The 24,869-nt window shown below is 41.9% G+C and carries 25 protein-coding genes and 1 pseudogene; 10 read left to right on the top strand and 16 right to left on the bottom strand.

Annotated features, from left to right (window positions below; translation table 11 throughout):
- The 3 genes from GX654_12545 to GX654_12535 form a co-directional block, all read right to left on the bottom strand.
- A partial coding sequence (locus tag GX654_12545) for a twin-arginine translocation signal domain-containing protein (protein ID NLD37687.1) occupies nucleotides 1-97 on the bottom strand: 97 nt, incomplete at its 3' end.
- Nucleotides 98-458: 361 nt separating this feature from the next.
- Entirely contained in the window at nucleotides 459-833 is a 375-nt protein-coding gene (locus GX654_12540) for a translation initiation factor (GenBank protein NLD37686.1), read from the bottom strand.
- The gene (locus tag GX654_12535; GenBank protein ID NLD37685.1) at nucleotides 830-1,024 is read right to left on the bottom strand and encodes a hypothetical protein; all 195 of its coding nucleotides are present in this window, start codon (nucleotides 1,022-1,024) and stop codon (nucleotides 830-832) included. The genes GX654_12540 and GX654_12535 overlap by 4 nt, the downstream gene beginning before the upstream one ends.
- A gap of 173 nt (nucleotides 1,025-1,197) precedes the next feature.
- On the opposite strand from GX654_12535, the gene GX654_12530 reads away from it, so the two are divergent.
- On the top strand, nucleotides 1,198-2,193 hold the full coding sequence (locus GX654_12530) for a cyclic nucleotide-binding domain-containing protein (protein ID NLD37684.1): 996 nt from the start codon (nucleotides 1,198-1,200) through the stop codon (nucleotides 2,191-2,193).
- Between the two features lie 77 nt (nucleotides 2,194-2,270).
- Nucleotides 2,271-2,678 (top strand): ester cyclase, encoded by a 408-nt coding sequence (locus tag GX654_12525; protein ID NLD37683.1) that lies wholly within the window; start codon nucleotides 2,271-2,273, stop codon nucleotides 2,676-2,678.
- A gap of 9 nt (nucleotides 2,679-2,687) precedes the next feature.
- On the opposite strand, the gene GX654_12520 is transcribed toward GX654_12525, so the two are convergent.
- From GX654_12520 to GX654_12510, 3 genes are read right to left on the bottom strand one after another with little or no spacing between them, the layout of a single operon-like run.
- Nucleotides 2,688-5,123, bottom strand: a complete 2,436-nt coding sequence (locus GX654_12520; protein NLD37682.1) for an SMC family ATPase — start codon at nucleotides 5,121-5,123, stop codon at nucleotides 2,688-2,690.
- Nucleotides 5,124-5,125: 2 nt separating this feature from the next.
- On the bottom strand, nucleotides 5,126-6,376 hold the full coding sequence (locus GX654_12515) for an exonuclease SbcCD subunit D (protein ID NLD37681.1): 1,251 nt from the start codon (nucleotides 6,374-6,376) through the stop codon (nucleotides 5,126-5,128).
- 4 nt (nucleotides 6,377-6,380) lie between these two features.
- On the bottom strand, nucleotides 6,381-7,619 hold the full coding sequence (locus tag GX654_12510) for an ATP-binding protein (GenBank protein NLD37680.1): 1,239 nt from the start codon (nucleotides 7,617-7,619) through the stop codon (nucleotides 6,381-6,383).
- A 369-nt stretch (nucleotides 7,620-7,988) separates the two neighbouring features.
- Here GX654_12510 and GX654_12505 point away from each other — a divergent pair, with 369 nt between their 5' ends.
- Together GX654_12505 and GX654_12500 are read left to right on the top strand one after the other, a co-directional pair.
- Complete coding sequence (locus GX654_12505; GenBank protein NLD37679.1) at nucleotides 7,989-9,065, top strand: Ig-like domain-containing protein; 1,077 nt, start codon at nucleotides 7,989-7,991, stop codon at nucleotides 9,063-9,065.
- Nucleotides 9,066-9,992: a hypothetical protein gene (locus GX654_12500; protein NLD37678.1), complete on the top strand. Its 927-nt coding sequence runs from the start codon at nucleotides 9,066-9,068 to the stop codon at nucleotides 9,990-9,992.
- Between the two features lie 350 nt (nucleotides 9,993-10,342).
- Here GX654_12500 and GX654_12495 read toward each other — a convergent pair whose 3' ends face one another.
- From GX654_12495 to GX654_12470, 6 genes and pseudogenes are all read right to left on the bottom strand, one after another.
- Nucleotides 10,343-11,419, bottom strand: a complete 1,077-nt coding sequence (locus tag GX654_12495) for a hypothetical protein (protein ID NLD37677.1) — start codon at nucleotides 11,417-11,419, stop codon at nucleotides 10,343-10,345.
- Nucleotides 11,420-12,055: 636 nt separating this feature from the next.
- A complete protein-coding gene (locus tag GX654_12490; protein ID NLD37676.1) occupies nucleotides 12,056-12,349 on the bottom strand; it encodes a helix-turn-helix domain-containing protein in 294 nt (97 codons plus the stop codon).
- Nucleotides 12,349-13,431, bottom strand: coding sequence for a helix-turn-helix domain-containing protein (locus tag GX654_12485; GenBank protein ID NLD37675.1), 1,083 nt, complete (start codon nucleotides 13,429-13,431; stop codon nucleotides 12,349-12,351). Before GX654_12485 ends, GX654_12490 begins: the two co-directional genes overlap by 1 nt.
- 11 nt (nucleotides 13,432-13,442) lie before the next feature.
- The gene (locus GX654_12480) at nucleotides 13,443-13,778 is read right to left on the bottom strand and encodes a killer suppression protein (GenBank protein ID NLD37674.1); all 336 of its coding nucleotides are present in this window, start codon (nucleotides 13,776-13,778) and stop codon (nucleotides 13,443-13,445) included.
- A gap of 245 nt (nucleotides 13,779-14,023) precedes the next feature.
- Nucleotides 14,024-14,311 (bottom strand): helix-turn-helix domain-containing protein, encoded by a 288-nt coding sequence (locus tag GX654_12475; protein NLD37673.1) that lies wholly within the window; start codon nucleotides 14,309-14,311, stop codon nucleotides 14,024-14,026.
- A pseudogene (locus GX654_12470) lies at nucleotides 14,304-14,615 on the bottom strand (type II toxin-antitoxin system RelE/ParE family toxin). Before GX654_12470 ends, GX654_12475 begins: the two are co-directional and overlap by 8 nt.
- A gap of 398 nt (nucleotides 14,616-15,013) precedes the next feature.
- Here GX654_12470 and GX654_12465 point away from each other — a divergent pair.
- The gene (locus GX654_12465) at nucleotides 15,014-15,256 is read left to right on the top strand and encodes an AbrB/MazE/SpoVT family DNA-binding domain-containing protein (GenBank protein NLD37672.1); all 243 of its coding nucleotides are present in this window, start codon (nucleotides 15,014-15,016) and stop codon (nucleotides 15,254-15,256) included.
- Complete coding sequence (locus tag GX654_12460) at nucleotides 15,253-15,663, top strand: type II toxin-antitoxin system VapC family toxin (GenBank protein NLD37671.1); 411 nt, start codon at nucleotides 15,253-15,255, stop codon at nucleotides 15,661-15,663. The genes GX654_12465 and GX654_12460 overlap by 4 nt, the downstream gene beginning before the upstream one ends.
- Before the next feature lie 66 nt (nucleotides 15,664-15,729).
- On the opposite strand, the gene GX654_12455 is transcribed toward GX654_12460, so the two are convergent.
- Nucleotides 15,730-16,284 carry a hypothetical protein gene (locus tag GX654_12455; GenBank protein ID NLD37670.1) on the bottom strand — a complete coding sequence of 185 codons (555 nt, stop codon included), beginning with the start codon at nucleotides 16,282-16,284 and terminating at the stop codon, nucleotides 15,730-15,732.
- Nucleotides 16,285-16,322: 38 nt separating this feature from the next.
- On the bottom strand, nucleotides 16,323-17,315 hold the full coding sequence (locus GX654_12450; protein ID NLD37669.1) for a ParA family protein: 993 nt from the start codon (nucleotides 17,313-17,315) through the stop codon (nucleotides 16,323-16,325).
- A gap of 437 nt (nucleotides 17,316-17,752) precedes the next feature.
- On the opposite strand from GX654_12450, the gene GX654_12445 reads away from it, so the two are divergent.
- Nucleotides 17,753-19,033 (top strand): MFS transporter, encoded by a 1,281-nt coding sequence (locus GX654_12445; protein NLD37668.1) that lies wholly within the window; start codon nucleotides 17,753-17,755, stop codon nucleotides 19,031-19,033.
- A gap of 65 nt (nucleotides 19,034-19,098) precedes the next feature.
- Here GX654_12445 and GX654_12440 read toward each other — a convergent pair whose 3' ends face one another.
- Nucleotides 19,099-19,860, bottom strand: coding sequence for an FKBP-type peptidyl-prolyl cis-trans isomerase (locus tag GX654_12440; protein NLD37667.1), 762 nt, complete (start codon nucleotides 19,858-19,860; stop codon nucleotides 19,099-19,101).
- A gap of 434 nt (nucleotides 19,861-20,294) precedes the next feature.
- On the opposite strand from GX654_12440, the gene GX654_12435 reads away from it, so the two are divergent.
- From GX654_12435 to GX654_12425, 3 genes are all read left to right on the top strand, one after another.
- Nucleotides 20,295-20,789 carry a PilZ domain-containing protein gene (locus tag GX654_12435; GenBank protein ID NLD37666.1) on the top strand — a complete coding sequence of 165 codons (495 nt, stop codon included), beginning with the start codon at nucleotides 20,295-20,297 and terminating at the stop codon, nucleotides 20,787-20,789.
- Between the two features lie 79 nt (nucleotides 20,790-20,868).
- A complete protein-coding gene (locus tag GX654_12430; GenBank protein NLD37665.1) occupies nucleotides 20,869-22,377 on the top strand; it encodes a DUF2868 domain-containing protein in 1,509 nt (502 codons plus the stop codon).
- Entirely contained in the window at nucleotides 22,374-23,786 is a 1,413-nt protein-coding gene (locus GX654_12425; GenBank protein NLD37664.1) for a GTPase/DUF3482 domain-containing protein, read from the top strand. Before GX654_12430 ends, GX654_12425 begins: the two co-directional genes overlap by 4 nt.
- Here GX654_12425 and GX654_12420 read toward each other — a convergent pair.
- On the bottom strand, nucleotides 23,761-24,869 hold a 1,109-nt coding region (locus GX654_12420; GenBank protein NLD37663.1), incomplete at its 5' end, for a formylglycine-generating enzyme family protein. The two genes, GX654_12425 and GX654_12420, sit on opposite strands and share 26 nt — an antisense overlap.

The raw sequence follows: 24,869 nt of genomic DNA, 5'->3' as shown, positions 1-24,869 counted from the left end.
AGGTTAGTCCTGCTGCACCGAGTGCACCACCGCCAATGATAACACCGGCATTCTTAAGAAAACTCCTTCTGTTTACATTACTGATTTCTTCCGTCATATCAAGCTCTCCTGATTTTGAGTTAATAAAAAATTTATCTCAGGTAGTCAGTGTCCATCCAAAAACTGTCGTTTTTGAATAGCGGCTGTCAGCACTCAGCGTTCAGCTTTCAGCAAAAACTTTGTAAAACAAAGAGTTAGCTGACAGCTGATAGCTGACCGCTGAAAGCTCCATCCAGATATTTTTTCTTTCTGGATGGACACTAGTTAACAATTGGCGTATGTGCAATAGCGGCCAATTGAATGCCGGATTCCCCTTTGCTGAAACCCTGACACCTTTTCTATTATTACAACTTATTAAAAAACATTTCTACATTTATTAATATGACATAAGTCAAAAATTCAGGGCCAGTCCGGTCAGGTTAATTACCTGATATTTTTACCCTGTATCCCTGTTTTGTGAGTTCCTGAAGAATAACCTCTCTGTGGTCACCCTGTATTATAATTTCGTTATCCTTTATTGTACCGCCTGTGGCACACCTGTTTTTCAACTGCTTTGCCAGATCCTTTAACTTGCTGTTTTCAATAGGTATACCCCCTATTATGGTAACAGTTTTTCCACCGTGCCCCTTTGTCTCTCTCATTACCCTTATTATGCCGTCATCAGGGAAATTCCTTGAGTTTTTCTCTGTTTTTAAATCCTTTTTCTTTTTACAAGTACAGGATGAAACAGGGTTTCCACATTCCGGACAAATCCGGCCTGATTCTGATGACCATACAGGTCTGCTATTTATCATTTCTTGGGCCCCTGCTTTCTTAACGCCCTTATTTTATGCCCCTTTTCCTTATGGGGGGGGAGCTGCCAACCGGCAAATTCACCAGATTCATTAAAAAGCCTTCGTGGAGAAAGTCTTTTCCCGCACTTTGAGCAGCGGTAAATCCTGTCACCATCTGATACATTATCATGCTGATCACACCAGTCATTCATAATATTTCTCTTTTATGTTTATTTGTTATTTTCTGATAAAGATAATAAAAAAGAGGATATAAAGCAACCTATTCAATATGAAATGAATCGAATTTATTTAACTAAAATTTTCGACTATAACCATTATCTGTGATATAAGGGCATACAATTATTCCTATCAGGAGGGTGTAAACATGGACTCAGTCTCAAAACAGGAAAGTCTTGTTGATCAGTACTTAGGCGAGGGAAATAAGGATGCAGCTGTAAAGCTGCTATATGAACTGATAGTCGAGAAAGCAAAGCAGAGAGATTTTTTCAAGGCTGAAGCCCTTAGAGATAAACTCCTTGATGTAGCCCCTATGGCCCTGAAAGAGATATCCGATTCAGCGGATATTATTGATGATGAAAAGAGCAGGGCTATAGATAAAAACCACCGAAATGTATGGGCTGAATTATATAGCTCTCTTTCCCCAGAGGAGGCAAACGCCCTCTATTTTGCCATGAGGGAAAGGGTGTTTAATGAAGGGGCAGTAATCACTTCGGTCGGGGATGCAGACTCCTCTCTGTATTTTCTGGATAAGGGCCAGATCGATATGGTCTTTATAAAAGATGATGCAAAGTCCCTTAAAATACTTGAACCGGGAGATATTGCAGGAGAGGATACCTTTTTTTATCACACTGCTGTAAGGACCGTGACACTCATTGCAAAGACACAGTTAAAGGCACGCTCTCTTGATAGAAGATCACTGGAGGAATGGAAGGAAAAATATCCGGCACTCGAACAGAAGCTGACCGATTACTGCAACAGGGCAGGCCGCGCATCCGAGATACTGCTTAAAAAGGGGATGAACCGCAGGCGTAATTTACGCAAAAAATTAAACGGCAAGGTAGGTGTCCAGCTCCTTAATTCATCAGGTGCCCCGGCAGGAAAGCCATTTATTGGGGTGCTTTATGATATATCCATTTCAGGCCTCTCCTTCACCTTCAGGCTGTCAAACAATGATGTGGCCCATAAGTTGCTGGGCGCAAAGATAAAGACACAGCTTGTTATACCGGATGCGGGCGCATCAAAAAAAATCGAACAGCTTGGCAAAATTGTAGGCATAGGGTATCATGTGCTATCTGACCACTCGATCCACATCAGGTTTGATCAGCCTGATGAAGCAATAAAAAGACTTATCGGCGCATGATGGTATAAGGGGGTGTCCGACAGCAGATAAGACCGGATAAAAGTTATTTTAAACCGGTATTTCAATGGAGGCATATCATGTCAGCAGAAGAAAACAAGGCCATAGTGCGGCGCGTTATTGATGAAATGGTTAATAAAGGCAACCTTGAAGCAGTTAACAAGCTCCTGGCGGAAAACTATATCTACCATTTCCCCACCCATGATATTAAAGGGCCAGAGGGGTTCAAGGAATTTGTAACAAATATGCGCAGGGCATTCCCTGACCTGCATGTCACAATTGAAGATATTATTGCTAATGATGATAAAGTGGCGGTGCGCGTTACCATGCGCGGCACCTTTAAAGGGGAGCTGATGGGTATTGCGCCGACAGGCAAAAAACTCATTTTCCCTGAGGCGGTCTTTATCAGGTTCGAGAATGGCAAAGAGGTTGAGGCCACTGCTTATGGAAACATGCTCCTCTTTAATGAGCAGCTCGGCATATCCTAAAAAGGGATATTACAGAGATATAATCTGATCCGTGATCTCAGTAAAGTTAACATCATGGCTGATTAGAAATAGCTGATCATACCAGTGTTCTGTCACCTCTTCCTGGCCTATATCTATTGCGCGGAATGCATGGGCAAGGTTTAGCCTCCTTGCTGCATCAAGGTTTGAGGTGGGTTCATCAAAAAAGGCGATTCTTGCGCCTATGGTCTGTAAGAGCGCAAGCCTGAGCGCAACCACAGCGCTCATTATCTGCCCGCCTGAAAGCTGGTCATCAGTGCGCTCCCTTATCTCGCCATCCTGCATGTCCCTTAATACTATCTGGTATTTATCGCCCCAGAACAGCTCTTCATCTGACTCTGCAATATTGCGGTAGATAATATCCGCCCTCAGGCTTATCTCCTCCCTGAACCGTTCTGAAAGCTGTGCTGAGACATTATTGAATATCTTATTTCTGAGGAATTTAACCAACTCCTCCTTTTGCTCCATCTTTTTCCTTTGAGCCAGCCTGTCATTGATCTCCTTTTTGATCTGCTCCATCCTTTTGATCTCCTCTTCAAGACGAAGCTTATCCCTGTTCATGGAATCTATTTTCTGCTTAATGGCAGCAGTATCTCCAACCAGTTTCTCCTTTAGAGCGCGTACCTCTGCATGCTGTTTGGAGTTATATTCCTTTTCTATCTTTTCGTATAACGTCTGATTTGTTATAAGAGACTTTTTTAGCTCATCCATCAGCTTCAACATCTTTTGTAACGATTCCTTCCTGTTCTCCAGATCCTTTGCCTCTTTTTCATTGGTAAAAAAGGCATCCCTTGCAGCCTGATTTTCTATTTTCACCCTTTCAGCCGTTAATATTTCTGCATCAAGTTTCGTGTATTTTTCAAGATCAGCCTTTGCAGCAACTGTCTTCATTTCCGCCTCCTGCTGCTGTTTTACTGTTTTTTCCAATTCACCATTTCTTTTAATATTATCTTCCCGCTTTTTGATTAGGGCAGTAAGCTGCTTTTCAATTGACTCGGATTTTACCTTTATAGCATCAAGCTCTTTATTCGCCTTTTCTGCCTCTTTTATCTCTTTACCCAATTCATCCAGTCTCTTATCAAGGGAGATTGCCTCTTTTGCAATCTCATCCATCCTCGCAGTAAAAATATCCGCAGGTTTTTTATCAATTATATTCTGGCACTGCTCCCTGAAAAATGGGCAAACCCCCTCTGCAAGTTTTTCCTTCCCCTCATTTAATCCATCAAGCCTTCCTGTTAAGGCCCCTTTTAAAAGAGAGAGCTCCTTTTCTGCCTTTTTAAGAGCAGGCAGGCGCACAGCCGCTTCATTTAACCTTTTATCCGGGATAAGTTCACTCTGTTCCCTCTTTAATCGACCCTCTTCTTCTGCATAGAGCTTATCGGCCTTAGCTATCTCCTGGCCCTCATGTGTAATTTTCTGCTTCAGGCTTGAGTTTTCCTTTTCCAGCTCATTGATACTCTTTTCTATTACCCGCCGTTCTTTCTCCAGGTCCCGCAAAATTTTCAGATTAGCCTCCGCCTTTTCAAATGCCTCTTTCCCTGCACGGCTCTTCTCCATAAGCTCAATGGCCTTTTCCGACTCCTTTACCTGTTTTTCCTGATCGATTATTTTACCTTTGCCGTCCTGCATGCGGTTTTCAAGGATGCGTATCTCATTTTTAATACTGGTTATATCCTTTTCCTGTTTATCCAGCCCTGCGAGCTCTTTTTCCTTTTTAGTTAAGGCATTTTGATTCTCTGCAAGATTTTTCTGTTCCGTTTCTATGATGGTGATCAGCGCCTTAACCTCTTTTTTCTTATCAGGCAGTTTAGCAACCTGTGCCTCTCTACCCTCTATCTCTGCCTTCATGACCTCAATCCTGTTTTTAACAGATGAGAGCATTGTGCTTGTGCCCTTGTAGGTCTTGCGCCAGGCATCTATCCCAAGGATTTCATCAAATGCCTCCTGACGTTTGGTCGTCTGCTTTATGATAAACGGCCCCAGAAACTCATTCTGAAATGGGCCAATAACAAGCTTGTACTGATCTGCAAGGGGGCGCCCGCTATCCAGGCCAAGGAGACCCTTTATACGCGCCTCGGTCTCATCAAACCCTGCATGCTCCTCCACCTCAAAAGAGCCGCCAATCTCCCTGTAAAGGAGCCATTTAGAGCTTGAACCAACAGACCTTGAGACCTTATAGGTTTCACCATCGTATGCTACAAAGGTTACTGTTACCTCACCCCTCTTTTCGCCTATGGTAATAAAGCGATCAATATTACCTACAAAGTCACGTGCATCAACACCAAACAGGGCATAGCCTATTGCCTCAAGTATGGTGCTTTTACCTGCGCCGTTATTGCCTGAAAGCACATTTATCCCTTTAACAAAATGGAGTTCTTTGTCACGATGAGGCTTTATGTTTTTAAGATGTACTGAGATGATCTGCATGATTACTCCTTATCCTGTATAAGGCCCAGGAGTTCGTCGTCACCTGCATCACCCTTGAGTACAGCATCCCTGATGGATAAACAGAGTTTTGCCAGTTCTTCCTTCCCCTCCTGGTACTCGCTATGCGCCCCTATCAGTTCAAGCAGCACATCATGTTCTATCTCTGTTAAGGATTTTTTAACAACCTCTTTACCTTCTGTATTTGTAGATAGGGAAAGCCTGTTTATAATCTCAAGGTGCAGGGGGTTAACGATTTCTTCAAGTACAAGACGCAGCCTCTCACGCCCAAGCTCAAAGGGGTGAAACCCGATCCTACCTGCGAGTTTCAGTTCAATAAGAGGCGACCTGGGGTCATCAATGGATGAAAATTTTTCCAGCGCCTGTTTTCGGAATGATGTAATCGCCTCACCCGCATTTGAAGAGCCATTCAGGTTTATTGTCTCTACCAGCATTGGCCGGGGGCTGGTTGGTCTAAACTCAGGTGTAAATGTCTCATCATCCACCTTTACAAAATAATACCCCTTGTCATATTTCTCCTCACCAAAATTTACCCTTTCAGGCGATCCGGGGTTATATGCAAAGGGTTTAGCGTCAGGGGTTTCAACTATATATGGTTTATGACCGTGGCCGAGCGCCACATAACTGAACTTTGCAGCAAGGGGGTATGCCTCTTCAAGATTCATATTGCCTATCTCAACCGGTGAGTATTTCCATATGCCCACATGAAAAAGGAGCAGGTTATTCTGTGTGGTTATTGCACTGCATATGCGCTCAACATGGCTTCCTGCCTGTGCTCCTATGTAGCCCAGGCCATAAATGTTGAGACCATTGATTTCAATATGACCACCTGTGCCGGTCGCTTGATCAAATGGATCAAACCTGTAACCGCCGTCCTCAGTCCGGCCAGGGCGCAGAAGGCGTATATATCCCATTTCGGAAAGGGCCTCCATCCATGATATATTGTTACGCCGATGAATCCAGTCATGGTTACCTTCAATGGCAATGCATGGAATCCCAGCATTCTTAAGGGGTTGAAGCATCTCAATAGTCTTTGCAAAGGTTCGGGGAAGTATCTGCCCCTCATGAAACAGGTCTCCGCAGATAAAAACAAAGTCAACCTTTTCATTTATGGCATCCGCAACAATACCTGAAAGACACAGGAAAAAATCTTCATAGCGTGCTGCCTCTCCAGGGGAGTTGCGGTAGGTTTTGCCTAAATGTATGTCAGCGGTATGGATAAATTTAACAGGCATATTGTTACCCCGCAAGCAGCATGAAATGTAAAGCAGGGATCACATAATTGTTATCAGGAAATACCTCTACCTTTTTTGCATTTAAAACAACCTGATAAATGGGGATATTCAGTAAATTATTGAAATACTTTCCAGACTTGCTTACTCTTGAGTCACTTTTTTTGGACTCAATCAAAGCTATTGGTTTATTGTCTTTCACAAGCGCAAAATCCACTTCTCTCTTTTCCCTATCCCGGATATAACATATTTCATAACTGCCAAGACCGGTTTCATTAAATCTCGCTGCCATTTTTAAAAGGGTCACTGCAAGCATGTTTTCAAATCTACTTCCGGAATCAGAAAGTAATGACCAGTCAAAAAAATAAAGCTTTTTCTCCTTTTTTATGGCGCGGGAAATATTCTGATGCCAGGGGCGGATGGTAAATATCATGTAAAGCCCTTCCAGTATCTCAAGCCAATTTTTTATAGTGTCATATTTGCGCCCCAGATCCTCGCTAATAGAGGGGATACTGAGGCTTGATCCAACTTTTCCCGGTAGAATCTCGACAAGGGTTTCAAGACCTTTAATATCCGAAATTCTGGAAAGGTCCCTGACATCTTCTTTTGTCAGAATTGATTTGTATTCCGACTGCCATCTTCGGTGAAATCGTTCCGATCCCTTAATAAAGGGTTCCGGAAAACCACCAAATCTAAGCAGTAATTCAAGTCCTTCCTCTGCTTTATCTGTTTTTATGTCTCTGGCAAGGTTGATAAGCATATCTCTTTTAGTGAATGGAGAATCGTCTTTCAGGATATTGTTTAGATTACCAGTAACCTCCGGAAGCCCTAAAGGAAACATCTGATATGAAAAGTAACGACCAAGCAGAGAATCACCTGTTTTTCTGGCAAGTTCAAGACGGGATGAACCTGTAACAAGGAGTTTTATCCTGTCACGATTTGTATCATAAAGTCCTTTGAGAAGATTTCTCCACTCCACATGCTTGTGGATCTCATCGAATACTATTGGAACGGGAGTGTTTGTGTATTTTTCGCTGACAATATTTTGGAAAAAAAGAGGATTTCTTTTGAAATTCATAATCACTGATGGATCATCCCAGTTGAAGTATGTTTCTGCAAAGCCCTGGGATTTCAGCCAATCCCGGGCGAATGTGGTCTTTCCAACCTGCCTTGGGCCGGTAAGGATGATCATTTTCCCTTCGGTTATTTCAGGATCGAAAATATGGGATTCCAGTAAACGTTTCATATCGGCTATTTTCCCTATGGCCGGAATATTGTCAAGACAATTTTCCAGTGTTGTGGAAAATTATCATAAGAAAATATTATCCATTTAAATTGGTTAATCAATTTAATAATAAATTATCTGCCTGTTCCATAAATTTATAGAACAGCAGGTTTAATACACGCGATGCTTTTAGACGTTTACCCCTGTGGGAATGGAACCTCCACTTTAAGCAAGCAATGTGAAAAGTAAGGATTGATATTTGAGCGACTTTCTGCTTTATTCAGGACAGCGTATCCCTTTTGTCCAAGGCTGTCTGAAAGAGATATTCTGCCTAGACAAGTTATTATGAAAAGCGAATACAGGTAAATCAATGAGAAAAGGAGTATTTAGATGACTAAAAAAGTATTCTTGAATTCATTATTGGTTTTTATTTACACTGTAGTCATATTCTTATCCTGTAACACTGATATTTATGCCGAGCCCACGGTGGTATCTACCGTGCCTGCAAATGGCGCCACAGATGTCAGCCCTGATCTTGAAATGGTTACAATCCATTTCAGTGTTTCTATGGACCCTTCAAGCAGAAGTATCACATCAAATTTCCCTTACTCTTCATGGACATGGACTGAAAATGACACTGTACTTAACTTAATAAAAAACACGCAGATACCTCTTTCAAAAGGGGAAACCTACATGATTATGCTCAATCCTCAAGGGATTGCAGGATTCCGCGATGCGCAGTTTAACCCACTTCCGGAAACGACCCTTTATTTTACAGTACCGCGTAATGAGAATGCGCCTCCTCCTGAAGTAGTATCTACTACACCAGCAAATGGCGAGACAAATATCAGCAAAGACCTGCAAACCGTTTCAATAAGATTCAGCAACCCCATGAATCCATCATATTCTAATATTGTCTCCAACTTTCCTGCCTATACAAGATCATGGTCAGAGAATAACACGGTCTTAAATCTGACAAGGAACGATTTATCAACCAGCCTGCAGAGCGCCTTTACGTACAATTTCAGTCTTAATTCAACAGGCAGCATTTTTTTTCGTGATAATGAAGGGAATCCCCTGGCTAATACAACCTTCTCATTTACCACGGAAGCGACAGATGTTACTCCCCCATATGTAATATCTACAACACCTGCAAATGGCGCTAAAAATGTGAGCCGTGACCTTCAAAGCATCTCGATCAGGTTCAGCGAACCAATGAACCCTGGATTCGGGGGTGTGGCTAATTCAAATTTTCCGGAAGCAAGCGGGTCATGGTCAGAGAATTATACTGTTCTTACGCGCACCAAAAAGGATTCTACAGCCAGGCTGTATTGCGGGGGGCTCTATAGCTTTGAACTAAACCCATCATTGGTTACTGATCCGTTTCTTTTCCGCGATACCCAAGGCAACCTGCTTCCTTATACAACATTCTCTTTCATTACGGCTGAAGAGTATGATGAAAATTAAATGCTGATAGAAGGAAACCCTGGCAAGGGATTCCACTGGCAATATCTGCTTTACATTCCGGATAATTTAAGGAAGCGTACTGTCATCATGGTTGAACCCAACAACTCAGGAACAGTTAGTGATGATATGGACATTCACAGGTTAAGGGCAAATAATCTTGCACAGGACAGGGCCGGCTTCGCCAGTGCACTTAATGTGCCGGTTCTTGTGCCGGTTTTCCCAAGACCAGAAAAAGACGAACTTCTAGGCACATATACCCATGCCCTTGATGAAAACACCCTCAGGGCAACCGCTTATATTGATGGCAAAAGTATTGCCAGGCTTGATCTTCAACTTATAGCCATGATCGCTGATGCCAGAGAAAGACTTGAATCCAGGGGGCATATTGTGTCCGAGAAGGTATTTATGATGGGGTTCTCTGCGTCAGGCGCCTTTACAAGCCGATTTACCGCCATACACCCTGATATGATCATGGCTGCGGCCCCCGGATCGCCCGGAGGATGGCCTATCGCGCCTGTCACAACCTGGGAAGGAATCCAGTACAGATACCCTATCGGGTTATATAATTTTCAGGAAATAACCGGGAAGCCGTTTGATCTGGGAACATTCAGAAAAGTTCCGCAGTTTATCTACGTTGGAGAGATAGATAGAAACGATGCCTTTGATTTAAGAGGATTTCCAGAGGAAGATGCGATTGCGGTCTGCAATCTTCTCAATTGCGAAGAGAATAATCTGATTGCTGAACGATGGCCTGTTGCAGAGGAAATATACGCTTCAATCAATTCTGTGGCGGAATTCAGAGTATATCCGGGTGTTGCCCATGCCATTACCGATCAGATGTATTCTGACATTATGGCCTTTTTTAAAAAGCATGACAAGAGGCGTAAAGGCAATTCGGCTGTAATTCAACTTTTACTTGATGATTAAAATATGGGAAAAGAATGGATTAGTTTTCAGTCGTTGCTGATTTATAACAACCCGGCCCTCTTTTGAGGTGTCCATCGGAAATTGAACAGTATTTTCGTAATATAATAGCTATTTCAATGAGTTGGTAAGTTTTTTGTGGTTATTTACCTTCCGTCCCATAAATTTATGGGACGGAAGGTTTATACTCCTGATGCTTTAGACGTCTACCCCTGTGGAAATGGGGACTTCTGGAATACAATTGAAAAAAGATATTGAATTACGAACGAATCCCTCTCTCTATTCCTACTAACCCCAAAATGACATCTCAGAAGTTGTTCAAGTCAACTGCGCAGGCCAGATAACCATTCTTTTTAGTCATCCCCCAGCAACAATATAAGCCACGATAAATCTTTTGATGGTTTGGGGGAGACCTCTATACTGTAACCGCTTAATACAGTGTTCTTATTTTCTTCATGAGGCTCTGTTTTTGATTGAACCACAAAATAATAGGATTTACCGGGTTCAAGCCCAGTTACCTCTATCCGGTTTATATTTTTAGTGGCTGTTTCACCAAAAAGAGTGTAAGAATCATCAGTTGAAGCCCTGTACAAAACCAAGTAACAACCTGAACCGGTATTAAAATATATAGGCGACCAACTTAATTGTACGGAATTCAAACTTTTTGTTTGCGCTCTTACATTTTCAGGAGGAATCGTCTGCGTGTTTTGCCATTCTGGACTTTTTTCGTTTAGGAATAAAAGCAACTCTTTATTTCCGGTATTAAGGGCATTGTAACCGAGATTCATATAATTGAGTAAATTTAAATTCGCCAGAGAAACAGGAATTGCCCCGGTCAATTGGTTTCCTTGTAGACGTAAATACTCCATATTAACAAGGTTGCCAAGTTCCTCAGGTATCGTACCGGTTAATTGATTATTATCTAAATAGAGATATTGCAGTTTATCAAGGGCTCCTAATTCAGAAGGGATTGTCCCAGTAAATTGATTGCTGTGCAAATAGAGACCTATCAGGTTTGTAAGGTTCCCTAATTCAACAGGTATGGTTCCGGTCAACCTGTTGCTACCCAAAGAAAGTGCTATCAGATTATCAAGGTTACTTAGTTGAACAGGGATCGACCCGGTCAAAGAGTTGCCAACCAAACTCATCACCTGAAGACTGGTAAGGTTGCCTAATTCAACAGGGATAGGCCCGGTTAACTCGTTACATTCCAAAATGAGCCATTGCAGGTTATTAAGATTTCCTAATTCAGATGGAATTGTGCCAGTCAACTGATTGCTTCCTATATAGATTTTTTGCAGATTGGCAAGATTTGCAAGAGCAGATGGGATCATACCGGCAAGGTTATTATCATACAAATCTAATACCAACACCTTGGAATTTTCTGAGTCACATAACACCCCATACCATTTGTTTTCAGTCCCTGGCATGGCAAAGCCGTCTGTATAAAGGGGAGATGCCTTCCAGCCTGAATTATCTCTCCAGTTATCACCATTTGTCTCCTTATATAGCGTTATAAGGGCGGCCCTTTCAACAGAAGAGATATCCGCTTCAGCTTCACCCGCAATAGTTGTCATCAATGCAAGGATCAATAAAAACAGGTAACCTTTACAGATAGGTTTTGAGGTTATGACAATATGCGCCAAATTTGAAAGAGTATGAAATACAGGAATAACCCTTGATATATAACAGCCCTCAAAGTAAAGACCAGAAGGCAGCTCGCTGACAATAGACAACATTTGTTTCCATCTCCTGTTATTTTGTAACCTTATACTTTGCTTTTGACTCTTCTACCTATAATCCTGTTATTCGTTTGGGTTTTATTCTTCACCTCGAAAAATAATAGGGGCGCGTGAACGTTTGAGAGATAAAGTTTTAAGGCCTAAGTAATTTCTGCTCACGACCTTTGAGTTATCATCAAATACAAGCAGATCTTTTTTAAAATATTATCAGGCCCCGAATTTGTTTAAAAGAGATTTTGCATCAAAAAGAATTTTTTCCAATCAACACTGCATTCATATTCCTTCATATGATTCAACTTTCCCGCCTTCCGGATATCTACATGTTTACCTTATATCAAGGAATACCTCAGGATGCTGTTCCGCGATTCGTAAAAGAGATTTTGCCGGGCCTTGAGGTGATCTTCTTCCCTGCTCCCAATCCTGTATAGTTCGTGGGCTTACACCCATTAACCCCGCAAAAGCTGATTGTGACAGTTTAAGTCTTTTCCGGATAGCCTTTGCCGCAGAGGGTTCACTTAGCGTATGTGTGGACAGACTGATTTCCCCTTTTTTAAAACGTTTAATCTCTTTTATCCCATCCAATATTTCCTGACCTATATTTTGATTGCCATATTTCATTAAAAACTTTCCCATTGAAATGATCTTATAAGATCTTTAAAGTGGCTCCATTTTTTTGTAAGGCGCTGGTATCGACCGGCTACGATGCCTGGCGAGATCTGGAGTTTATCAGCCAGTGCTATAATATCTGTCTTTGATCTGAAGCGTTCAATTTCATAATTGTATTCAGTTGGTATTAGAAATTCCGCAGCAAAGGTATTTGCTTTTTTCTCATTCGGATCGTCTTCCTTGCCATCATTTATATAGAGGTCCTTTTTACTATCATTAAGAACATGCCCTGCTTCATGAAAAAAAGAAAACCAGAACTGGTCTTCTGCCTTTCCCCTGAGATTAAGTAATATCATAACCTTTGCAGAGGTAAGCCATTTTGTTGCGCCATGCCAGGGGACCTTTTTCATTTCCGGAACCAGGGAGACTGCAACTCCTGTCTCTGCACACATAGAAATCATTTCAGGAATAAATTCTTCGGGTTTTTTAATTGTAAACGTTTTAATTTTTTCTAAGACAGAATAGAATTTTTTTCTGTTATATTCCTGACAATCGATTTTCTGTGCCTGAATTTCTCCCAGCCTTATCCAGGTTGCAGCGGCTTCAGGGCGGGTTTCAAAGCACTGGGAGCGTCTGGCAGCCACTGCCGGTTTAGACCAGATGTCATGCCATGCAGATAAACTGCTGACACCAAAAAATTTGAGTATTTCTCTCAACATCTGTGTCTTGTCACCTTTAGAAACAATCGCGTTCCTCTGAATCAGCTCTTTTATCGGAATATTATTTAACCAGTCCAGATCGGATTCGAGTTGCTTCAATTCTTTGAGTTTTGCCAGTTGCTCTCGATACTGAGCTTCAAGATTATTCCACATTCTGGAAGGCACACCTGTCGCCATTTCGAGTTTATTTGAGGTTTCATATGAAATAGGCTGTTCGCCCTTAAATATCCTGTTTAAGGTTTGAACAGTAACGCCTGTTCGAACCGCCAGATCTTTTTGTGTCATATCCAGAGATTCCATAACTTCTTTTAGTGTGATTCCCGGAGGAACTGCATAATCAGGTTCAAACCCTAATTTTTCATCTGATTTCAACATGGTTTCCCTCCTTAATGGGTGTCTAAAATATCTATTATTTCAATTGCATCAATCTGTGATAAATCCAGTCCAATGCCATCTTTTTCTAGTATCACATCAATTGCCGGGATGAAAATTAAACGATATGGCTGATCAAGATCAACTGAGAACTGCCCGGAGCGGTTGCCTTTTAATGGATGACATCGGGTTGGTCTTAATGTGGATACATCAGCCAGGCAATCCGCTGCACTCAATTCCATCATACGTTGCTGTAGTTTATCAGCCATTTTTGAGCCCAGTTTCTTAACAGCCTCATTCCGTTTACTACAGATTTTTTGCAACTTATTTGATTTAAAATATATTAACATGTCGTTACAATGTCAATTAAATAATTAACATCATATGTTAATCATTTAATTATAAGTGAAAGATGGTAAATAGCTATCTCAATCTTTAAGTTCTCTTTAAATGTAAGTAAATCATTCTTTATGTAGTATCTGGCTCCGAGTTTGTTTAAAAACGATTTTGCATCAAAGAGAAATTATTTCCAATCAACACGGGATTCATATTTCTTCATATTGTTCAATTTTCCTACTTTTCAGAAATCTACATTTTATTTTATATCAAGGAATATCTCAGGATGCTGTTCTGCAATTCGTAAAAGAGATTTTGCGGGACCTTGAGGTGATCTTCTTCCCTGCTCCCAATCCTGTATTGTTCGTGGGCTTACACCCATTAAGCCCGCAAAAGCTGATTGTGACAGTTTAAGTCTTTTCCGGATAGTCTTTGCCCCAGAGGGTTCACTTAGCGTATAAGTGGACAGACTGATTTCCCCTTTTTTAAAACGTTTAATCTCTTTTATCCCATCCAATATTTCCTGACCTATATTACGATCACTCATTTTCAATTTCCTCCGCAATCTTTTTTAGAATATGACCAGAGATAGTATCTTTTTCACTCTTTGAATAGATTGTAAGTAACCATATTTAATCATCTGACTTTTTCCAGTAATACATGATTCTTACTCCGCCGCTTTTCCCTTTTCCTTCTGGTGCCCATCTTACTTTCCTGACACCACCGCTTCCACGAACAATATCCCCGGCCTCTGGGTTCATAAACAGATACCACTGAAATAATCGGAATTCATCGTCAGTTAAGTACTTTGATATCAATTTTGTGAAGATACTTGTTTCAATGAATTCCATTGTAAATAATATACGGCTATGCCGTACCTAAGTCAATGTTAAATAATCTTTTGAGATAACTCTATCTTTTACCTAAATAAAGTTACAATGAAAATTACACCTGACTAAAAAGATGATACTTTAATGCGAAAACTCTCATACTCGGAATACTATGGTTTTAATTATTCCCTTTTATATCTCAAACCCCGGTGAAGAGATGTTTAATCAATAGGCTGATTTCTTTGCTTTATTTGATGAAATGAAATGGGTTTACAGCTAACAGCTTAAAAAATCAAGGATATTTAGGATGATCAACCTGCCATTATCAGTGAAAACAAAGACAATCGATCATAAACTTGACTTTTCAGAAGCCCAGGCATATGCTTTGGCGTATGCCAGTATAAAAAAGGAGATTCAAAATGAATACACTCCAGCAACATGTTCGATTATTTCGTAATGGGCGGAATCAGGCGGTCAGGATACCAAAGGAATTTGAAATGGACTGTGATGATGCAATTATCAGGAAGGAGGGTAAACGGCTTATTCTTGAACCCTTAAAAAAGAAAGGTTTACTAACCATTCTTGAGGGGTTGGAAACTCTTGATGAAACGTTTCCCGATGTTGATAAAAACCTGTTACCTCTTGATAATATAGAACTATGAGTACGAGGTTAAAGTACCTTCTCGATACAAATATAATTTCTGAACTCGTGCGCAATCCAAATGGCATATTGAAAGAAAAAATAGCCGAAGTTGGAGAGGAATCACTTTGTACAAGCATAATAGTTACAGGAGAGCTACGCTTTGGGGCAGAAAAAAAGGGGTCGGAGCGGCTCAGGTATCAGTTAGAGGCCATTCTTTCGACACTTGTGATACTGCCTTTTGAAGAGCCTGCGGACAAACAATATGCGACATTACGTTCAAAACTCGAAAAGTCCGGCACCCTGATTGGTCCAAATGATATGCTGATTGCTGCCCATGCTATTTCACTTGGGCTTATTATTATAACTGCAAATTTCAGAGAGTTCAGCCAGGTCCAGGGGCTGGGAGTGGAAAACTGGCTTGATTAACCGCATTTGTAAAATGAGATCAGTCTGTTAAATTAAATCTTGAAACCTGAAACTTGAAACTTGAATTTAAAGGTTATCTTTCCTTGAGATAGTCACCTTTTCAATTGTTTTTGTCAGGCATGCGGTCTCTTTATGCTCATCCTTCTTTTCCAGCTCTATGCGAACGATCTCATATCCCTGTTCAAGGTGTTGTGAAAGCATCTTTTTAAAACTGTTCTGAAGGTTTGTGTCATCCTTGATTGCTATATTTTTCTGGCTGGTAATTGTCTGTTCATATTCTATATTTTCCTGACTGGCATTACTTTCAGCCCTTTCAATATTCTCCTTATTTTTGGCTTCCTGTACAGCCAGTGGTTCAAAGTATCGGCAGTATTTCGCGTATCCCGGCATGATTGATTTTAAAAATATCACACCATATTTTTCATTTTTGGATGAAAATATCCTGCACTTAAGAGGGCCATCAACCTCTTCTATCACATTAACACATGCTGAACAGCGGTCTTCCCGGACAGGGTTAGTTAAAAAATTAAGGGATGGATCATCAGGCGTTGACTCATCTTCCGCTGTAATAAAGGTGCGGGATATATCCTTGAGACTCCTTGCCAGGCCCTTTTTTTCCATCCCTTTTTACCCTCCTGTTTTATAAAAAGGCACCCCTTCTAATAATTATCATCAGGGTCAGAGAAAGAATATCCTGAATTACTGGTAGCAATGGCCTCAATCATTTCTGAATAACTTGATTCAGGAGAATAATAAGCTGTGTTATCCTTTTCAGCGTATCCATACTCATCCGTAGACCTTCTGTAACCTGTCCCTATGAAGTCTTCTGTCTTCTGTAGAATGTCGTATGCTGAGCCCGCTGATTTTACACCCTGACAGGCATCCGCTGCATCTGAGCGAATCAATTCGTTAGCCAGGTTTTCATAATCTATATGTCCAATGGCATGCCTGTCATAATCACCCACAGGCTGGCCAAAATCAACAGACTCCCTCAATCGGATATTGTAACGTATAACCGTTTCAAATAGATGTTTTCCAAATTCTGCCTTTACCTTTTCCAGAACAGTCTCAGAGTAACGTGTCCGGGCATCAAACATGGTGATCAACGCACGAGACCTTATTTCGCTATCAAGCTTTTCATTTAGCATCAAAATTATCTCAGTCAGTTTAGCGACCCCCCGGAGTGAGAAGAGGCTCATATCAATGGGAATAACCACTTCATCCGCTGCGCGAAGGGCATTGAAGCAAAGATGGCCGATGCTTGGCGGACAATCGATAATAACATAATCATATTCAGCGATAAGACCCTTGATGGCATCATGAAGGCGATCTTCTCTTCCTTTAAGGCCGGCAAGCTCCTGTTCAACAAGACTCAGTGTAATATTTGAAGGGGCAAGATCAAAGTTATCCTTGATCGGAATCAAAATTTCATCCAGCAAAACCTCCCCACCCTGTGAGGGGGTTATCACGTCATAGATGCATTTTTCAACATCAGAAGGTATCACATTCAGTCCCATGGTTGCATGGGCCTGAGGGTCAAAATCAATCAGAAGTACCCTCTGTCCTTTTAGCGCTAAAGAAGATGAAAGATTTATAGCAGTTGTGGTTTTGCCACAACCCCCTTTTTGGTTTGCGATGGCAATAATCCTCATATACCCCTTCCTCCTCTGCTTCACTTTTTGATGTTTTAAAACCAGATAGAAATCCTCGTCCTATGGGCGGGGTTTTTTCTTAGTGGATTCACATACCAGAGGAAAATGAATACTTCAAGATAAAATACAATATCTTGTAATTTTTTTTAGTAATAAGACTATTTGTTGTGCATTCCTGAAAGACTATAGTCTATAGGCTATAGACTTCAATCTTAAATCTTAAATCTTTAACCTTCCAGCCTTCAGCTTTGAGCTTTAAGCCCCCTCCTACTTTTCCCTTGATTTTTCAAACAATTAATCTTAAACCTGACCCATTGTGTCCCTTTTGGTGTAATGATTTTTTGTCATAGAAGTCTTATCGTTTTATACGCACTTGTTTTACTGATAATTGTTTACCTTGCAGTATGTGAACCTTTTAATAAAATGGAGACATGTGTATGGCATCGAGACTCAAGAGCGAAAATGGTTTCTATGGGTGGGTTAACCTGGTGGTAATGTTTTTCTTTAACATTGCATTTATGATGATGATGCTCTCATTTGCACTGTTTCTCCCCTCCTGGGTAGAGGAGTTTTCCTGGAGCCGGGGTGATATGTCCCTGGCACAGGCTGTAGGTATGATAATTTCTGGCCTGACAGCACCCCTTGTAGGGATCTACATAATGAAGAAAGGGGTCAAAACGGCCATAATATTGGGAAACATTTTTTCAGTCGCAGGCCTTGTACTGGTCTCTTATCAGCAGTATATCTGGCAGCTCTTTGTCGGATATGGGGTGCTTATAGGCCTGGGCATGAGCATAGGCGGAATGCTCGCCTCCATGACTGTAATTAATAACTGGTTCATAGTTAAACGGCCCATGGCACTCAGCATTTCAATGACCTCTTTGGGTTTCGGAGGTGTCCTCTTCAACCCGCTCTTGATGAGGCTTATAGAATTAATAGGCTGGCGGAATACCTACCTTGTTATTGCTGCAGCATCTTTTTTGTTTTGTGTGATCCTGCCCGCGCTTTTTCTTGTTAATAAGCCGGAAGATCTGGGTCAGCTCCCGGACGGGCCTGTTGCCTTAAAGGCAAAAAGGTCTAACGCAACACAGGCGGTTCAGACAAATCTGTATAAGACTCCTGTTGATTTCACTGCAAAGGAGGCCCTTATGACGCGGACAATGTGGCTTTTAATAGGTTATGTTATTGTCCAATTTACCGCCATGCAAATGATGATGTCCCATCAGGTCACCTTTCTGATAGATATGGATTTTTCACGCACAAGCGCTGCATTTGCAGGGGGTTTTTTCGGGTTTATGATGGGTATCAGCCAGCTGGGTATAGGCTTTCTTGGCCTTAAGATCAAGATGCATACACTTGCTGTTGTATCGATCTTCTTCGGTATTGCAGGCCTGGCAATCATACTGTTTGCGAACTCAATGAGCATTGTGATTCTATCCAATGTCCTCATGGGGATAGGATTCGGGATACAGACCATAGCCTTAGGCAACCTTATTCCTGATTATTTTGGCAGAACGGAGTTTCCCAAAATGATGGGATACACCATGCCTTTTACCATCGTTTTTTCTGCTGCAGGGAGCCCTGTAGCAGGATATATCAGGGAATCAACCGGAAGTTACATCCCGGCTTTTCAGTTTGCCATTGCGGTGCTGGTGCTGGGATTGATCTTCATTTTTTTTGCGAAACCGCCCTTGCATCCTTCGCTTAAGAGAATATAGTTAAAAATAAAACGACCAGAACCGATGGCAATGGTTCCGGTCGTTAGTTTTAATAATTTTATTTATTATTTACTCTCTGTTTTATGAGTCTCTTCCGGTTTCATTTCCTGCGGCTCATTATCAAGGACATCCAGCAGTTCCACATCAAACTGTAAAACCTCATTTGAGCCTATCTCCTGGCCGGCGCCCCGCACACCATAAGCAAGATCAGCAGGAATGAACAGTCTGTATTTGCCTCCAACCTTCATCAGTTGAAGCCCTTCTGTCCACCCCTTGATTACCTGATCAGCCTGGAAGGTGGCTGGTTCTCCCCGTTTATATGAGCTGTCAAACACTGTCCCGTCAAGCTTTGTTCCCTCATAATGAACCCGGACTCTATCAGATACTTTTGGAGATTTTCCTTCCCCATCTTTAAGCACCTTGAATTGCAGGCCGCTTTCAGTTGTTTTAACACCTTCCTTTGTCCTGTTACCTTCAAGAAAGGCCTTTCCTGCCTCCAGATTTTCCTGTGAGGCCTTTGCTGATTTCTCCTGCTCTCTGGCCATTATTTTTTCAGAAAATGACTGGAGCAGGGGTTGCGCCTCCTCTGTTGATACCAAAAGTATATTCCCCTGCATTTTATCTGTCATGCCCTTCTGCAGCATGGATAAATCGATTTCATCCTTAATCTCGCTTATAGACTGTGCCATGTTCACGCCGATCGCATAGCTTATTTTTTCTTTATCTGTCTGGAGCGCTGTTGTCTTTGGCTGCTGTTCTGCCTTCTCACAGCTTAAGGTAAATGCCAGCAGAGTGATACACAGGATTGTTTTCATTATTGTTTTCACAGTAATTCCTTTCAACTAACAGGTTTGGGCCGGATATTATTATTTATAAAGGCATAAATGATATGAAACCGGCGATTAGTATATTAAATTCACGCAGACCCTACCAGAATATTGTGGCTGACACAAATTGTATTTTCAATGAGAAGGGTAATATTTTTTCTGAATCTTGAGTCATTATTTAATCAATTAAAGATGGGCCAAAACCAGGAGACAGAAATACGAAGATCTGCAATTTTGATACATTACTCTCTGGAACGACTGATTTCTGACTTAGGGGATATATAATCATAACCCAGTTTTCCAATGATAATTGATCATTGTTAATTGAAAATTTACCTTTTATTTTGTTTAATAATTGAATATCATTCCAATATACACAATATAATAATTACGCAATATATTCATAACTAGATGGTAATTAGGTTGAATCGCCCATGGAAAATAAAAGCATACAGAAGATATATCTTTCAGATAAAAATACTGCACTCTTTGAATGCCCGAAGTGCCATGTATCAAAGGAGTCAGATGTTTCAAAATTTAAAAAGCTTGAGGTTTCTATCAAGTTAAAGGTCAAGTGCAAGTGCGGGAATGTTTATGAGGTAATACTGGAGAGAAGAAAACAATTCCGCAAAGGGACACAACTTCATGGGAAATTCAGCTATCATCCGCTTTCCGGAGAAAATCAAAATGGAATAATGACAGTTGTGGACATATCCAAAGGGGGGCTGAAATTCAAGATGCCTCTGGAACCAAAGTTTAAAAAGGATGAGATCATTGAGGTTGAATTCAACCTTGATAACTCCGGTAAGACCCTTATTAACAAACAGGCCTTTGTAAGAAATGTAAAGGGCACAATTGTTAATGTAGAATTCTGCTCCTTTGACCCCAACGATTCAGGAGACAAGGCCATCGCATTTTATCTTTTATGATAAAACAAAATTGATAACCCTATAAATCCGGTATAACCAGGAAAAACAGTTATTATTAATCTCAAACAAGGCAAAACCCTTGAAACTATCCGAGATCATAAACATAGAATATCAGCTATACAGAGATGCACAATCCGGCATGGCTGATGTGCAGGAGAGGGACCGTAAAATCGGCATGAGTTTTACTGGCCCGATAGAAGACCGTGCTGCCATGTTTCGATTCTGGTTAAAAAACCTCATGGATAAGGAGGTCTTTCCCGGTTCATGGTTTGATTCCATATTAACATTTTTACGCTATTTAATATTTTTTTTCTTTCTCATATCAGGGGCATTTACCTGTGCGGGCATCCTCGCCTATGACGGGTCACAGCCTGTCAACATAGTAAACTTTATTGCTGTTTTTGCGGGCCTAAATATCCTGCTTTATCTCCTGTTTATTCTAAATCTGCTTCCGGGCAGCTATCGTAAAAGAATCCCGCTTATTGGAGATTTTTACAGGCTGGCAGGGTTCCTGTTACGCCGTATTATTGTAGCAGCAGGGAGGCGTTTATATAAAAACAGGACAAAATCCATTCGGTTCGTATCAGGTATCTTCCACCGGATAGAATCAAGACACATCATATATAAAAACATAGAGAGGTGGCTTCTCTTCAGTATAACTCAGCTTGGAGGTTTTGCCTTCAGCCTTGGAGCCTTTATATCATCTATCTATCTGATTACATTTTCTGATATCGCCTTTGCATGGAACACGACACTGGATGTTTCTCCGCAATTTTTTCACAGGGTTATTCAAATTATTTCTGCCCCATGGTCTATTTTCAATGCAGATATTATTCCTACATTGAGCCTGATTGAATCGACCCGCTATTTCCGTCTTGATGGCGCCTATTCCGGCACACAGGGTAATGCCCTGACCGCAGGGGGATGGTGGCACTTTCTGCTCTGCATCATCATCTTTTACGGCCTCATACCACGCGCCATCTTAATGACGGTTTCAAATATCAGGCTGCATCTTTTAACCAGAAAAGCCCCCTTGCTTTCAGCAGAACTGGATTCATTATATAGAAGACTCACCTCCCCTGTGTATCTCTCCCAATCTGTGGAGAGTATGCCCATTGTAAAAAGGAATGAAAGAGCACAATCAGCGGTATTTGATAGTAAGGAGATAAATGCCCAATCATGCATGGTTATTGTCTGGGGAGAGGCAGAAATGGAAGATGCTCAAATAAAAAGGATTATAAGTTCACAGTTTAGATGGAATACCCATGACATAGTTCACGCAGGTGGACTGGATAATCTTCAGGATGAAGAGCTTCTCAATGATTTTGAAAAGGGTGCACAAACAGAGCCGATCCTTTTTATGGCTGAATCATGGGAGGCACCGGGCAGGGCGGTCAAATATTTTCTGAAACACCTGAGGACAAAGATACAAAAAGAGAGAAGGATCATTATAGGGCTCATTAATCTTGACCATGAAAAAAGATTGATAGCCCCAGCTCTAGCAGACTGGCAGAACTGGCATGAGGCAGTAGCAAGGCTTAATGACCCTTTTATAGTTATTGAACCGGTAACAGAGGCCCAGAAATGAAAGATATCCCGCAATTTGCAGTTATCGGAAGGGTAAACAAGGGAAAGTCAAGCATCGTAAGTGCGCTGGCCGAGGATGATGCTGTCGTTATTGACAGCGGTGCAGGCACCACCATTAAATGCCAGGAGTTCCCTGTGATGGTGGATGGAAGGAGCATCATCATACTGATTGACACACCCGGATTTCAGCAGGCCCCAAGGGCCCTTGCCTGGATGAAGGAGCGTGAGACATCTGCCGCGAGCCGGCGTGATGTGGTCAATGATTTTTATAATACCTTTAAAGATACAGAGGATTTTGTAGATGAGTGCAGGCTCCTTATGCCCATCCTGGATGGCGCAGGTATCCTTTATGTAGTGGATGGGGCAAAACCATTCAGGCGCAATTTTGAGGCGGAAATGGAGATCCTGAGATGGACAGGCCAGCCCCGCATGGCGCTTATAAATCATATAGGTAGCGATGACTATACCAGAACCTGGAGACCTGCCCTTGATCAGTATTTCAGCGTTGTGCGGCAGTTCAATGCCCAGAAGGTAAGATTTAGTGACAGGCTTGAGCTGTTTCAGGCCTTTCGTGAACTCAATGAGGCATGGCGGCCTGGCGTGGATGAGGCCATTAAATACCTTAACAGCGAATGGAAGCGGCGGGAACGTGAGAGTGCCCATATAATAGCTGATATGCTTGCAGATGAACTTACATATCACATTGAGATTGGTCTAGACAGGCATGAGCATATTGAAGACAAAAGGCCGGGCCTTGAATCAAAATTCCATGACTGGCTCCGTAAAAGGGAAAGGAAATCGCGGCAGGCCATTGAACAGCTGTACCGGCATAATAGCCTTGAAAGGGAAGAGACTGACCTCGATAAACCTGTTTTTCAGGAGGACCTTTTTGCCGAATCCACCTGGGAGATGCTGGGACTTACATCAAAACAGCTCCTCACCCTGGGGGCCATTACAGGCGCTGCCATTGGCGGCACACTTGATGCAGCGGTTGGCGGATCATCATTATTTTCCGGGGCTATCGGCGGGGCCATTATAGGCGCAGGGTCTGTCGCCTATTTTTCAACCAGAAGATTTGCCTCCCTAGAGCATGTGAGCAGATTCTTCAGGGGTGGCAGGGTTGTAAGGGTGGGGCCACACAAGAACCAGAATTTTCCATGGGTACTGCTTGATCGTGCCCTGCTTCATTATTTTACAATCCGCGATTATGCCCACAGCCGCAGGGAGAAGATCATTATTGATAATCCTGACGACACAGGCATATCAAAGGGTCTTGAGCAGGGCAGGCGCAGGGAACTTTCCGGGATATTCACTAGGCTCAGAAAAAACCCTGACAATATCAATGGTGCTGATATAAAAAGGCTTGAAGATATACTGCTTGAGATCATTTGTTATAGGCAATACACCTGAACCCCAGGATATTTGAAGGGCTTTTGGGGTCAATTAAAGACCTTGCAGTCAGTGTGATATTTTCGCCAGAAACCCAGCTGCTGCCCTTGGCAACAAATAATATATCCCTCTCTTTCGACTCACTGCTCCCGGTCCATTCCATTACATTTCCTATGAGATCATATATCTCATATTTATTGGCCCCCTTTTGGTATTTATCAACAGGGGTTGTACCCCCGATAGCGCTGGCCTCTATGTTGCATTTCTCATTGTCAGGCATTTTCCCCCAGGGATAATCAAGCCCGAGAGTGGTACGCGCTGCCGCCTCCCACTCCTGCTCTGTGGGCAGCCTTTTACCTGTCCAGGCAGCAAAGGCCATTGCATCTTCAAGGGTCACCTGAACAACAGGGTGATTCCTTTTTCCATGAAGGGTGCTTCCCGGGCCAAGTGGCTGAAACCAGCATGCCCCCTCTATCTTTTCACTGTTTAATGATGAGTTCCATTCAAGTATCTTTTTCCCGCTTTTATCATCTGTCATATACCTTAAACGCCCTTTATATACTGTGCCGTAACCCAGCCTCTCTGCTGTTGTCACATATCCGGTCTTTTCTGTAAAAAGCTCAAAAAGGTGATTTGTCACAGGGAATTTACCAAAATAGAATTCAGGAAGTTCTATATAGCCCTGTTTTTTATCTGTTATTGAAGTGGCGTTTACTATAAGAAACCTGCCCGCCGGGATCAGGAGATACCTGTTATAGTACCTTTCTGTGTCAGAGAGCATCTTGTCAAACCTGTCTGCGAGTATCAGCGCCTTTTCCTGCCCCTCTTCACTTATGTACCCAGTTGCATCATAATCATTGAGTATCTCCTCCAGGATATAGTCATCATCCTCCATAAGATCGTCAATTTCATCCTCAGGCACCTCTTCCAGCTCATCCACATCATCAAGAGCCTCTTCAACAGGCTCTTCTATTATATCCACCTCATCTTCATCAGCCTCTTCCAGCTCTTCTTCAGGGGCCTCCTCAATATCAACCTCCTCATACTCATCATCCCCTATCTCATCAACAGCTTCCTCCTCTATCTCGTCAACCTCTTCTTCCT

The sequence above is a fragment of the Desulfatiglans sp. genome (assembly GCA_012513605.1).
In the GTDB taxonomy this organism is placed as follows: Bacteria; Desulfobacterota; DSM-4660; order Desulfatiglandales; family HGW-15; genus JAAZBV01.
This window is presented reverse-complemented; position numbering and strand designations above follow the sequence as displayed.

Bases quoted from the DNA above. Each gene is read 5' to 3' on its own strand.
- GX654_12540 (NLD37686.1), bottom strand. From the start codon at position 833: ATGATAAATAGCAGACCTGTATGGTCATCAGAATCAGGCCGGATTTGT.
- GX654_12535 (NLD37685.1), bottom strand. From the start codon at position 1,024: ATGAATGACTGGTGTGATCAGCATGATAATGTATCAGATGGTGACAGG.
- GX654_12530 (NLD37684.1), top strand. From the start codon at position 1,198: ATGGACTCAGTCTCAAAACAGGAAAGTCTTGTTGATCAGTACTTAGGC.
- GX654_12525 (NLD37683.1), top strand. From the start codon at position 2,271: ATGTCAGCAGAAGAAAACAAGGCCATAGTGCGGCGCGTTATTGATGAA.
- GX654_12520 (NLD37682.1), bottom strand. From the start codon at position 5,123: ATGCAGATCATCTCAGTACATCTTAAAAACATAAAGCCTCATCGTGAC.
- GX654_12515 (NLD37681.1), bottom strand. From the start codon at position 6,376: ATGCCTGTTAAATTTATCCATACCGCTGACATACATTTAGGCAAAACC.
- GX654_12510 (NLD37680.1), bottom strand. From the start codon at position 7,619: ATGAAACGTTTACTGGAATCCCATATTTTCGATCCTGAAATAACCGAA.
- GX654_12505 (NLD37679.1), top strand. From the start codon at position 7,989: ATGACTAAAAAAGTATTCTTGAATTCATTATTGGTTTTTATTTACACT.
- GX654_12500 (NLD37678.1), top strand. From the start codon at position 9,066: ATGCTGATAGAAGGAAACCCTGGCAAGGGATTCCACTGGCAATATCTG.
- GX654_12495 (NLD37677.1), bottom strand. From the start codon at position 11,419: ATGCCAGGGACTGAAAACAAATGGTATGGGGTGTTATGTGACTCAGAA.
- GX654_12490 (NLD37676.1), bottom strand. From the start codon at position 12,349: ATGAAATATGGCAATCAAAATATAGGTCAGGAAATATTGGATGGGATA.
- GX654_12485 (NLD37675.1), bottom strand. From the start codon at position 13,431: ATGTTGAAATCAGATGAAAAATTAGGGTTTGAACCTGATTATGCAGTT.
- GX654_12480 (NLD37674.1), bottom strand. From the start codon at position 13,778: ATGTTAATATATTTTAAATCAAATAAGTTGCAAAAAATCTGTAGTAAA.
- GX654_12475 (NLD37673.1), bottom strand. From the start codon at position 14,311: ATGAGTGATCGTAATATAGGTCAGGAAATATTGGATGGGATAAAAGAG.
- GX654_12465 (NLD37672.1), top strand. From the start codon at position 15,014: ATGAATACACTCCAGCAACATGTTCGATTATTTCGTAATGGGCGGAAT.
- GX654_12460 (NLD37671.1), top strand. From the start codon at position 15,253: ATGAGTACGAGGTTAAAGTACCTTCTCGATACAAATATAATTTCTGAA.
- GX654_12455 (NLD37670.1), bottom strand. From the start codon at position 16,284: ATGGAAAAAAAGGGCCTGGCAAGGAGTCTCAAGGATATATCCCGCACC.
- GX654_12450 (NLD37669.1), bottom strand. From the start codon at position 17,315: ATGAGGATTATTGCCATCGCAAACCAAAAAGGGGGTTGTGGCAAAACC.
- GX654_12445 (NLD37668.1), top strand. From the start codon at position 17,753: ATGGCATCGAGACTCAAGAGCGAAAATGGTTTCTATGGGTGGGTTAAC.
- GX654_12435 (NLD37666.1), top strand. From the start codon at position 20,295: ATGGAAAATAAAAGCATACAGAAGATATATCTTTCAGATAAAAATACT.
- GX654_12425 (NLD37664.1), top strand. From the start codon at position 22,374: ATGAAAGATATCCCGCAATTTGCAGTTATCGGAAGGGTAAACAAGGGA.